Origin of the sequence: Anaeromonas gelatinilytica, assembly GCF_016820635.1 — a bacterium.
Lineage (GTDB): Bacteria > Bacillota > Clostridia > Tissierellales > SIT17 > Anaeromonas > Anaeromonas gelatinilytica.
The window spans coordinates 17,787-28,536 of record NZ_WSFU01000074.1; the positions used below are offsets into that span (position 1 = coordinate 17,787).

Consider the following 10,750-nt stretch of genomic DNA (forward strand, 5'->3'; position numbering starts at 1 on the left):
TCCTCATATTATCATGTTACTAATTCAGCCAATTACCTATTATAACTATCTTATCTAAAAATACTAATATACCAAATATCACTAAAATCAATCCTGCTATTTTATATATATATCCAGACCACTTTTGTACCCTATTTAAATATTTACTAAAATGACTTATAAATAACGCGGTTAAAATAAAAGGAATTGCCATGCCTAAAGAATATACTAATAATAGATACACAGCTTGAGTTATATTATTAGAAAAACCAGCCCTTACTAATATAGATGCTAATATAGGTCCATAACATGGAGTCCAACCAGCTGCAAAAGCCATACCCATAATAGTAGATCCTAAAACACTAGTAACCTTTTTTGAGGCTTTTGCCTTTTTTTCTTTATTCATAAATCCTATCTCTATAATTCCCATTAAATTAAGCCCAAAAAACATAATGAGTACACCACTTATCTTAGTAAATATGGCCTTATTCTGTATGAAAACTCTTCCTACATAACTAGCCGATAAACCCATCATCATAAAAATAATAGTAAACCCTACTACAAATCCTAAAGTTCTAGATACAGCTAACCATTTCTTTCTTGATAACTCTTCTTCCATACTAGTTCCTGTCATATACATTATATAAGCTGGTATCAAGGGTAATATACACGGCGAAAAAAAAGAAAGAACTCCAGCTCCAAAAGCCATTGTAAAAGTAACCTCTTCAAACATACAAATTCCTCCTTGTTCTAACTATACCATACTAGGGTATAACTAATCAATCCCTATCTTCTAATACCCTTTTCACAAATGTACTAACATTTTCATTACAATTTTTACAGTCATTCATATCTATGCAACAAGGATTTACATGTACTAAAACACTTTTTATATTATCAATTTTCTCGTATACTATATTTTCCACATCCTCAGCTATATCATGTCCTTCAATTACACTTATATTTGGATCTACTGCTATTTCTATGTCCACATAAGCCATAGAACCATGTTTTCTAGCCTTTATATCATTTATTGTCTTTACTCCTTTATGACTTAATACTGAATTTACTATCTTAATCAATTTTTCTTCTTCTAAAGATTCATCCATTAATTCATTTGTTCCTTTTATAAAAATCTCTACTCCTACTTTAACTACTATAATAGATACTATTAAACCTGCTAATGGATCTAAAAACCCATATCCTAATCTAGAACCTATTATACCTATAAGAGCCGCTATAGAAGATAATGCATCAGAACGATGGTGCCATGCATCAGCTATCAAAACATCACTATTTATTTTCTTACCAGTTCTCATAGATATTCTAAATTGAATTTCCTTAACTATTATAGATATTATTGCTGCCCATATAGCTGCTACTCCTGGAACTTGAACATCTCCACTAAATATAAGCTTCACAGAACTATATCCTATATTTAATCCTACTGCAATAAGTAACATAGATAGCATAAATGTAGCAATAGTTTCTGCCTTTTCATGACCATATTGATGTTCCTTATCTTCTGGTTTTTTAGCTATAAAAAGTCCTACTATTATCCCTAATGAACTTCCTACATCAGACATACTATGTATACCATCGGCAAGCATTGCATTGGAATTTGCCAATAATCCTATAACTATCTTTAATATAGATAAAAAGGTATTTAAAAATATAGTTATCCATATGACTTTCTGACTGGATTTATATCTATTCTCCTTATTTATATTTTCACTCAAATTATTCACCCCATTCTTAAAAATGTAATATTATTATACAACAATTTTCAATACTATAAACCATATTGATTATACTTACCCTTTTAAATTTGAATAAATTATATTTATATGAAAATTAATAAAACAAATTTTTCAACATTTAATTAATATATTAAATGTTGGTTTAAAATATGATATAGTGTATAATAAATATATAAATTATATAATTTCTATCAATTAAGGAGGAATTTAATTGGCTATTACTAAAGATATGCTTATTGGTGAAATAATAAAGGAAAGATCTGATGCACCTGAAATTTTAATGGGCTTTGGTATGGGTTGTATTGGTTGTCCATCTTCTCAAATGGAAACATTAGAACAAGCTGCGATGGTACATGGTCTTCCTTTAGAAGATTTATTAGAAGCATTAAATAAATAAATACGAAATTAAACCCAGTGTTTAAAAACACTGGGTTTTCTATATCTCTATAATAATTCTTCTAATCTATTTCTATCAAATCCTACCATTTCTTCTCCATCCACTATAATTACTGGAACTCCCATATATCCTTTTTGAATAAGTTCCTTCCTTGCAGATGGGTCAGTCGTTACATTTTTCTCTATGAAATCTACACCTTTTTCATTTAAAAATTCCTTTGCTGAAGTACAATGGGGACATGTACTACTTGTATATACTGTTACATTTGCCATCAAAAATACCTCCTTTAAATTTCTTAATACAATTATACCCCTATAGGGTATAATTGTCAATATCTCTGTTTTTATATTACCACTTTAAATCTTTATTTAATAATAAAAAAATCTATAGATAATTAATTACCTATAGATTTTGTGAATATCTTTATAATAGTTCTTCCAATCTATTTCTATCAAACCCTACCATTTCTTCTCCATCTACTATAATTACTGGAACTCCCATGTATCCTTTCTGAATAAGTTCCTTCCTTGCAGATGGGTCAGTTTGTACATTCTTCTCATTATATTCTACACCTTTCTCCGAAAGATACTGCTTTGCAGTTGTACAATGAGGTCAAGTATTGCTTGTATAAATTGTTACATTTGCCATTAAAAATTCCTCCTTATAGAAATATTCTATATCTATATTATATCCTATTTGATATTTCTATAATACCCCTATTTTTTTCTTTTTAATCAATAAAGAGTATATTTAATAAAATTCTATTAAATATACTCTCTATGCACTAATATTCATTATAAAGGATTAGTGGGTCTCAATGGTGTTATTATTCTTCCTGTTTTAGCATCAATATGTATTAGCCAATACCCTAATTTGTTATCCTTATCTGAATCAGCCTTTTCTAACCATGTAGTAAAACCAGACATACCCCTATATGGTTGTTCTTTTCTGGAAAACTTTCCTGGAATTCCATATACAAATTGTTTTATATCTTTATCGTTATCGGATACTATTCCAAATAAATAATGTCTATATTTTCTTATCTGCATTGATGCAGAAGTCATTCTATTCATTATAGAATAGGGATAATGCATATTAACTACATAATTATAATAGGGTAAAAAACCTCTCCTTATATTAACACTATCTTCGGTTATCTCCCAAGTTCTATATCCCTTAAGTTTTATTTTAAAAGCTTCTACTTCATTAAAATAATTTAATATATTTAAAGAATAAGCATCCATAGGATTTTTATTATTTTTTTCAATATTTCCATTCATAGAATAATAATTATTATTACTCCTTTGTTTAAAGTTTCTTTCTTTGTATTCCTGATACTCTTCTAATTTTTTATGAGACTCATCTAAATAATAATCCTCTATGTTATCATCAGCAATTGGATAATCTTTTTTTATTCCAACTACTTCATTTTCTTCATTGATATTTTGATGTTCAATCTGTTCTTCTTCATTATTTTCTTCAATTTCTACTTTAACATTATTAATCTCTATTTCGTTTCCTAATTCTTTATTTTCATTTTTTATTTCATCTTCAACATTTAATTCGTCATCATAATTTTCCTCAGATTCTTTTTCAGTTTTAATATCTTCCTCAATATCCTCCTCATATTCTTCTATCTTTTCCTTAATTTCTATATCTACTTTTTCTTCTTCAGGCTTTTCTTGAATCCTTGCTTCCTGAGATTCCTCCTGAATTTGTTTTTCTTGAATCCTTTCTTCTTCAAATTTTATTTCTTCTTTTTTATTCTTTTCTGTTAATAATGATTTTATATCTTTATCCTTATCTTCATTATGAATATATCCATATAATATTTCTTCTTCTAAGTTTTTTACAGCTATTATATTGTAGTCATCAATACTTTTATCTGAATGAAGTACATTCTTAGGATCAAAATCCCTTTTCATAGATGTCTTGCCATTTCCAGCATCATATATTGTTCCAAACTTAGCTACATTTGATTTCACTCCTTCCTCTGTTAATAGAAAAACATCATAGCCTTTGTTCATATCAGATATCCCATCTAGATTAACTTCTAATTTCCCTCTACCGTCTCTTATTTCTATTTTAGAATATCCTTTTGTCTTAATAGTGGATTCTGTTGGTTCTAAAATTATAAATTTTCTTAAATATTTAATATTACTCATATTTACCCCCTTTCGAATCCTTATTAATATTATATGTGAAAAATCTAAAATAGTTCACAAAAAATAGAAGATACTTAAGTATCTTCTATTTTTTGTTCAATTCATATATCATATCAGAAATCTTAGCGATTTCTTCTATAGATAATTTCTCTCCTCTAATATTCTCTTTTATATTTAAAATTTTTAATATTTCTCTTATTTCTTCTTTACCTACTCCTATACCAAAAGATCCTAGAGAATTTAATAAGGTTTTTCTTCTAAGTGCAAAAGCACCTTTAACTACCTTAAAAAATAACTTTTCGTCTTTTACTTTAACCTTAGGTTCATCATATACATTAAGTCTTATTACAGCAGAATCTACATTAGGTTTAGGCATAAATACATTCTTAGGTACTATAGTAACTATTTCAGGATTTGAATAATATTGAACAGCAATAGATAGTGCTCCATAATCCTTAGTACCTGGTAATGCTTGTATTCTCTCTGCTACTTCCTTTTGAACCATTACAATTATACTTTCTAAATTTATATTATCCTCTAAAAGTTTCATTATAATAGGTGTAGTTATATAATATGGTAAATTTGCTGCTAATTTTATTTTTTTATTTTCAAATTTATCTTCAATTAATTCATTTAAATCAAGTTTAAGTACATCACCATTAATCACTTCAATATTATCATAGTTTGATAATGTATCTTCTAATATAGGAATAAGCTTTTTATCTATCTCTATTGCCATTATCTTCTTAGCTCTTTCAGCTAAGGCTTGAGTCAATGTTCCTATACCTGGACCTATCTCTATAACTTCATCATTTTTACTCAATTCTATTCCATCACATATTTTATCTAATATATTTCCATCTATAAGAAAATTTTGACCTAACCCCTTAGAAAATCTAAATCCATATTTATGTAATATATCCCTCATAACTTTAGGTGAATACAGTCTATAATTATTACTCATATTGTGAATTCATCCTTTCTATTGCTACATTAAATTCTTCCCTTGTGATTCCGTAATTATTTAATCTTTTTAAAAGTTGTTTTGAATTACAATATCCTATACCTAAAATTCTTCCTAATATATTCCTTCTATTAGATGAATCTTCTCCTCCATTCAATTTATTCATAAGCAAATCTCTTTTAGTAAATTCTCTTCTCTTTTCCTGAGACTCATATCTGGATTCCTTAAGAGCTTCTCTTATATCATCAGGCTTAGCATTTTCTATTCCAATATTATTCCCCAACATTGCTTTATCTCTAGCTAAAAAAGCATGCTTACATCCTTTAACTCTACTAGATATATAATTTCTAATTTTTTCTCCAGCAAAATCAGGATCTGTAAATATTATAACTCCTCTATTTTTCTGAGCAACCTTTATTCTTTCTATAAGATCATCAGTATATCCAAACCCACCTGTCGTTATTACTTCACAATCTATTGCTTTTTTTAATGCAGATACATCATCTTTTCCTTCTACTATTATTACCTCTTTTATCATCCTAACAACTCCTATCTGTATAATTAGGATAATTATATCATAATAAAAAGAACGGATACCCGTTCTTCTTATTTTAATATATGAACTTTTACTTTTCTTATACCAAATCTTAAAGCTGTATTTTTGTCTGAATAAAATAAATCAATTTTATTTCCATTAATAGCTGAACCTGTGTCTGCTGCTACTGCATATCCATAGTCACCCCAACCATCTAATGACTCAATATACAATCTTGTACCTAATGGTATAACGGATGGATCCACAGCAACCTTACCTTTTCCAGAAGTTGAACCTGAAGCTGTAGTTCCTTTCACACTATATGCAGTTGCTGTCATTGTTATTGTCTTATTTGATTTAGACTTAGAACTTGAACTTGTAGAACTACTATTGCTTGTAGAACCGTTATTACTTGTAGAGCCATTTCTACTTGTAGAACTATTATTAGATTTAGTCTTATTTGCTGTTGTACCTCTTGAAGCAATTAATTTAGGTTTAATACCTTTATCTATTACTTTATCTACAGGTTCTTTAACAATATCTTCCGAAAGAACTTCCTCTTTTACTAATTTACCATTTTCAAAAAGCTGAGATTTAGTTATTTCTTTAATTCCTTCAGAACCTTCTTTTACTGTTTTAGTTTTTCCAATTTCTAAGCTTTTATTATCTTTATACAAGGTACTGTATTCTATATTCTCTTTTTCGACTACTTCTTTTTTCTCTACTCTAGTGATATCAATAACCATATCTTTTTCATACTTTGAATCTAATTCAGGATCAATTTTATCATCTGAATCAAATTCAATATCCAAATCTTTAAGTATTTCTTTTATTGAACTCTTATAAGTGTTTCTTATAATTGTTCTATTTCCGATTTTGACAGTTACAGGTTTAGATCTTCTAATTAAAATTTCTAACCCGTCCTCTATCTTTTCGTCCTCATCCAAATTAATATAATCTGAATTTCCTATATATATATCATTTTCATCAATAAACTCTTTTACTGTCTTACTCCTAGTTTTTACTGTCTCTGTTTCTTCATTGATTGTCAAATGCACCTCAGCAAATGCACTTGAATAAAGGACGAAGGAAAATAATGCAATAGCAAAAAAAGCACCCATAGCTAAAAGCCATTTCTTGTTTTTTAATATGTTTTGCATTTTATAACCTCCATTTTTTGATTCTTAAGTAGTATAATAGGTATTTTATGATTTGTCAAATTTATTTTTGAATTTTTTATTGTTTTTCCCTAAAAAGCAACCTATGATACTCATATAATCTATTCAATAGAAAAAACAAAAAATGTTAACTTTGAATAATAATTATTTCCATTATATATATAATTATTCATTTATCGATAAAAAAAGAAGGACTTGCTATCTCAAAATCCTTCTTTTTTAATAATAAATCTTATGTTTTAATACCTTGGATATCTTCTTGGCATCATATCTGCAATATCATCTAATTCATCCATGTATCCCATACAATCTTCCATACTAGGCATTGTTGGATATGGACACATAGGATACATTGGTATGCAACCATTTGGTGGCATCATATCAGGCATTGGCCTTGGCATAGGCATTGGCATACATTCTCTACCCATTTCTTCCCCTAAAACGTCCTCAATACATTTCATTATACAAGAACATAATCTCATCGCTAAAGGCTTCATGTATGGCATATCCATAGGTCTTTTTATTGGCATTTGTGGTGGAGCAGGTCTCTCAGGCTCAGGATAAGGCTTCATAGGTTTATCCTCTATAGGTAATCTATCTGGTCTATATGGATGCCTTGGCACCTTAGGATATTCATACTTTTTATCTTCCCTATCTTTTGGATAAGGTTTTTTATCTTTTTCCATTAACTCATCTCCTTATAAAGATAATTTTATATATCTATTACCATTATATGAAGGTCTATTGATGGTGTTACATTTATTATATACAGCAAAGCTCTACCACTATTCCATTATTTTATAGCAAATATTTTTTTAGCATTCTCATTAGTTTGCTTTACTACTTCATTATAGGAAATTCCTTTTAATTCTGCTATCATTCCTGCTACGTATCGTACATAAGCTGGTTCATTTCTCTTTCCTCTATTTGGAGTAGGAGTTAAATATGGAGAATCAGTTTCTATCAATAACCTATCTAATGATATCCCTGCTGCTACTTCCTTTGGTGTCTTTGCTTTCTTAAATGTCACTGGCCCTGCTAGAGATATATAAAAACCTAAATCTATAAACTGTTGAGACATCTCCAAAGAACTTTGATAACAGTGCATTATCCCCCTTAATCTATCATCATTTTCCTCTTTAAGAATATTATATGTATCTTCATGGGCATCTCTATCATGGATTATTATAGGTAAGTCTACTTCCTTTGCTAACCTTATTTGCTCTCTAAACCACTTCTTCTGAATATCTCTAGGAGAATTATCATAATAATAGTCTAATCCTATCTCTCCTATAGCAACTACCTTTTCATTTTGAGCTAATTCCCTTAACACTTCTATAGTATTTTCATCCATCGTATCGACTTCATGGGGATGAACTCCCACCGCTGCATATATATTTTCATACTTTTTAGCTAAAGATACAGCTTTCACTGAAGAAGCTATATCCGCTCCAGGATTTACTATCATCTCTATACCATCTTCCTTAAAATTTTCTATAATTCTCTCCCTATCCTTATCAAATCTATCATCATCTAAATGGGCATGAGTATCAAATAGCATAGAATCACTCCTTATTATTTTGTTTTTATTGACTCTTTCTCCAGATATTGTAATAGTCGTTGTGTCACTATCATCTAAAAATCTTTAAAGCCTCTGAACAATTATAATAATATTATATGAAGAAAATTTTTTCAAATACAATAAAAACCGAGAACAAAAATTTTGCCCTCGGCTTTATAATATTATAATACCTTTGCTCCACTATCTATATCTTCTAATGTAGTAAGTAAAGATATAGCCTCGCTTTTTTCTGCTGATAATATCATTCCTTGAGATTCTACTCCTCTAAGCTTAATAGGCTTAAGATTTGCTACTATGACTACTTTTTTACCTACTAACTCCTCTGGGGCATATACATCTGCTATTCCTGATACTATTTGCCTCTCCTCTTCTCCTACTTTAAGTTTAAATACTAAAAGTTTATCTGCATTTGGATGTTTCTCTGCTTTTAATATTTCAGCAACTCTAAGATCAACCTTATCAAAATCATCTATTGAAATATAATTCTCTTCCATTTTTTTCTCCTTCTTTTTAACTCCTTTTCTTGCATCTATTAATTTTTGATTTTCCTCATCTAATCTTTTTATTTCTTCCTTCACATCTAATCTTGGGAACATAGGCTTAGATTTTCTTACATTTAATCCTGACTCAAGTCCTCCCCAATCAGATAAAGACTCCCATGTAGTCATCTCACTTCTATCTATTCCTAACTGCTTCCAAATCTCATTAGACGTATTCTCCATAAACGGTCTTATAAGAACAGATACTATTCTAATAGATTCAGCTAGATTATATAATACGGTATCTAATCTAGCTTTTTTATCAACATCTTTAGCTAATATCCATGGAGTAGTTTCATCTATATATTTATTTGTTCTACTTATTAATTTCCATATATCTTCTAAAGCATTACTGTACTTTAGTTTATCCATATGACCATCAATTATGTTAGGAGTAGATATAGCTAATTCTTTAAGCTGCTCATCAAATTCTCCTTCTTCTTTTGCCTCCGGAATAATGCCTCCATTATACTTGTCAATCATAGCAACAGTTCTACTCACCAGATTCCCTAAATCATTAGCAAGGTCAGAATTTAATCTATTCATAAATTTCTCCTTAGTAAATGATCCATCCTGCCCAAAAGTAAATTCTCTTAATAAAAAATATTTAAGGGCATCTACACCATATAAATCTATTATAGGCTCAGGATATATAACATTTCCCTTAGATTTTGACATTTTATCATCACCAAATAATATCCAACCATGAGCAAATACATGTTTAGGCAATTCTTCTCCTAAAGCCATAAGTATTGCTGGCCATATGATAGTATGGAATCTTACTATCTCCTTACCTACAAAATGAATATCAGCAGGCCAATACTTCTTATAATCACTATCATCATCACTTAAATATCCTAAACCTGATATATAATTGCTCAAAGCATCTGTCCATACATATATAACATGTTCTTCATCAAAAGGAACCTTAATCCCCCAATCAAATGAAGATCTAGTTACTGATAAGTCATCTAAACCAGGTTTTAAGAAATTATTTATCATTTCATTTCTTCTATACTCTGGCTGAAGAAAATCTGGATTATCTTCTAATAATTTAAGAATTCTATCTTGATATTTTGATAATTTGAAGAAATATGTTTCTTCTTTTTCCATCTTAACATCCCTACCACAATCGGGACATTTACCTTCATTTAATTGACTTTCCGTAAAGAAAGCTTCACACGGAGTACAATAATATCCCTCATATACACCCTTGTATATATCTCCTGCATCATATAATTTTTGGAATATTTTCTTCACTGTTTCCTTATGATAATCATCAGTAGTTCTGATAAAAATATCATAAGTGATATCTAAATCCTCCCAAAGTTTCTTAATATCCGAAACTATACCATCTACATATTCCTTTGGTTTAATTCCCCTTTCCTTTGCTACTTCTTCTATTTTTTGTCCATGTTCATCTGTTCCTGTTAAAAATTTTACATCATATTCCTGAAGCCTTTTATATCTAGCCAATGCATCCACTGCTACAGTAGTATATGTATGACCTATAGTAAGATTTGCACTGGGATAATACAAGGGTGTGGTGATATAAAAAGTATCCTTCTTAGCCATTTCATTACCTCCTTAGTACAATATATTTGTAACATAAAAGTTACATAGTATTACTTTCTATAAGTTAATCCCCCGA

Annotated in this window: 12 protein-coding genes; 1 reads left to right on the forward strand and 11 read right to left on the reverse strand. The window is 29.2% G+C overall.

Translation table 11 applies throughout. From position 1 onward, the window contains the following. Positions 1 to 19: 19 nt before the first annotated feature. A complete protein-coding gene (locus GOQ29_RS05905) occupies positions 20 to 712 on the reverse strand; it encodes a cytochrome c biogenesis CcdA family protein (RefSeq protein ID WP_203371720.1) in 693 nt (230 codons plus the stop codon). A 46-nt stretch (positions 713 to 758) separates the two neighbouring features. After that, positions 759 to 1,727, reverse strand: a complete 969-nt coding sequence (locus tag GOQ29_RS05910; RefSeq protein WP_203371721.1) for a cation diffusion facilitator family transporter — start codon at positions 1,725 to 1,727, stop codon at positions 759 to 761. A 223-nt stretch (positions 1,728 to 1,950) separates the two neighbouring features. Here GOQ29_RS05910 and GOQ29_RS05915 point away from each other — a divergent pair, with 223 nt between their 5' ends. Further along, the gene (locus tag GOQ29_RS05915) at positions 1,951 to 2,136 is read left to right on the forward strand and encodes a DUF1858 domain-containing protein (RefSeq protein WP_252187527.1); all 186 of its coding nucleotides are present in this window, start codon (positions 1,951 to 1,953) and stop codon (positions 2,134 to 2,136) included. Positions 2,137 to 2,183: 47 nt separating this feature from the next. Here GOQ29_RS05915 and GOQ29_RS05920 read toward each other — a convergent pair whose 3' ends face one another. From GOQ29_RS05920 to metG, 9 genes are all read right to left on the reverse strand, one after another. Continuing rightward, positions 2,184 to 2,408, reverse strand: coding sequence for a glutaredoxin family protein (locus GOQ29_RS05920; protein ID WP_203371722.1), 225 nt, complete (start codon positions 2,406 to 2,408; stop codon positions 2,184 to 2,186). 151 nt (positions 2,409 to 2,559) lie between these two features. After that, entirely contained in the window at positions 2,560 to 2,784 is a 225-nt protein-coding gene (locus GOQ29_RS14585) for a glutaredoxin family protein (RefSeq protein WP_203371723.1), read from the reverse strand. A gap of 146 nt (positions 2,785 to 2,930) precedes the next feature. Beyond that, the gene (locus tag GOQ29_RS05930; protein ID WP_203371724.1) at positions 2,931 to 4,301 is read right to left on the reverse strand and encodes a hypothetical protein; all 1,371 of its coding nucleotides are present in this window, start codon (positions 4,299 to 4,301) and stop codon (positions 2,931 to 2,933) included. An 85-nt stretch (positions 4,302 to 4,386) separates the two neighbouring features. After that, on the reverse strand, positions 4,387 to 5,265 hold the full coding sequence (gene rsmA / locus GOQ29_RS05935; protein ID WP_203371725.1) for a 16S rRNA (adenine(1518)-N(6)/adenine(1519)-N(6))-dimethyltransferase RsmA: 879 nt from the start codon (positions 5,263 to 5,265) through the stop codon (positions 4,387 to 4,389). Beyond that, complete coding sequence (rnmV, locus tag GOQ29_RS05940; RefSeq protein WP_203371726.1) at positions 5,258 to 5,803, reverse strand: ribonuclease M5; 546 nt, start codon at positions 5,801 to 5,803, stop codon at positions 5,258 to 5,260. The genes rsmA and rnmV overlap by 8 nt, the downstream gene beginning before the upstream one ends. A gap of 68 nt (positions 5,804 to 5,871) precedes the next feature. Beyond that, on the reverse strand, positions 5,872 to 6,960 hold the full coding sequence (locus tag GOQ29_RS14825; protein WP_203371727.1) for a resuscitation-promoting factor: 1,089 nt from the start codon (positions 6,958 to 6,960) through the stop codon (positions 5,872 to 5,874). Between the two features lie 257 nt (positions 6,961 to 7,217). Continuing rightward, positions 7,218 to 7,664 (reverse strand): hypothetical protein, encoded by a 447-nt coding sequence (locus GOQ29_RS05950; protein ID WP_203371728.1) that lies wholly within the window; start codon positions 7,662 to 7,664, stop codon positions 7,218 to 7,220. A gap of 107 nt (positions 7,665 to 7,771) precedes the next feature. Beyond that, the gene (locus GOQ29_RS05955) at positions 7,772 to 8,539 is read right to left on the reverse strand and encodes a TatD family hydrolase (RefSeq protein ID WP_203371729.1); all 768 of its coding nucleotides are present in this window, start codon (positions 8,537 to 8,539) and stop codon (positions 7,772 to 7,774) included. A gap of 182 nt (positions 8,540 to 8,721) precedes the next feature. Continuing rightward, positions 8,722 to 10,674 (reverse strand): methionine--tRNA ligase, encoded by a 1,953-nt coding sequence (metG, locus tag GOQ29_RS05960; protein WP_203371730.1) that lies wholly within the window; start codon positions 10,672 to 10,674, stop codon positions 8,722 to 8,724. Positions 10,675 to 10,750 lie beyond the last annotated feature (76 nt).

Bases quoted from the DNA above. Each gene is read 5' to 3' on its own strand.
- GOQ29_RS05905 (WP_203371720.1), bottom strand. From the start codon at position 712: ATGTTTGAAGAGGTTACTTTTACAATGGCTTTTGGAGCTGGAGTTCTT.
- GOQ29_RS05920 (WP_203371722.1), bottom strand. From the start codon at position 2,408: ATGGCAAATGTAACAGTATATACAAGTAGTACATGTCCCCATTGTACT.
- GOQ29_RS05930 (WP_203371724.1), bottom strand. From the start codon at position 4,301: ATGAGTAATATTAAATATTTAAGAAAATTTATAATTTTAGAACCAACA.
- rsmA (WP_203371725.1), bottom strand. From the start codon at position 5,265: ATGAGTAATAATTATAGACTGTATTCACCTAAAGTTATGAGGGATATA.
- rnmV (WP_203371726.1), bottom strand. From the start codon at position 5,803: ATGATAAAAGAGGTAATAATAGTAGAAGGAAAAGATGATGTATCTGCA.
- GOQ29_RS14825 (WP_203371727.1), bottom strand. From the start codon at position 6,960: ATGCAAAACATATTAAAAAACAAGAAATGGCTTTTAGCTATGGGTGCT.
- GOQ29_RS05950 (WP_203371728.1), bottom strand. From the start codon at position 7,664: ATGGAAAAAGATAAAAAACCTTATCCAAAAGATAGGGAAGATAAAAAG.
- GOQ29_RS05955 (WP_203371729.1), bottom strand. From the start codon at position 8,539: ATGCTATTTGATACTCATGCCCATTTAGATGATGATAGATTTGATAAG.
- metG (WP_203371730.1), bottom strand. From the start codon at position 10,674: ATGGCTAAGAAGGATACTTTTTATATCACCACACCCTTGTATTATCCC.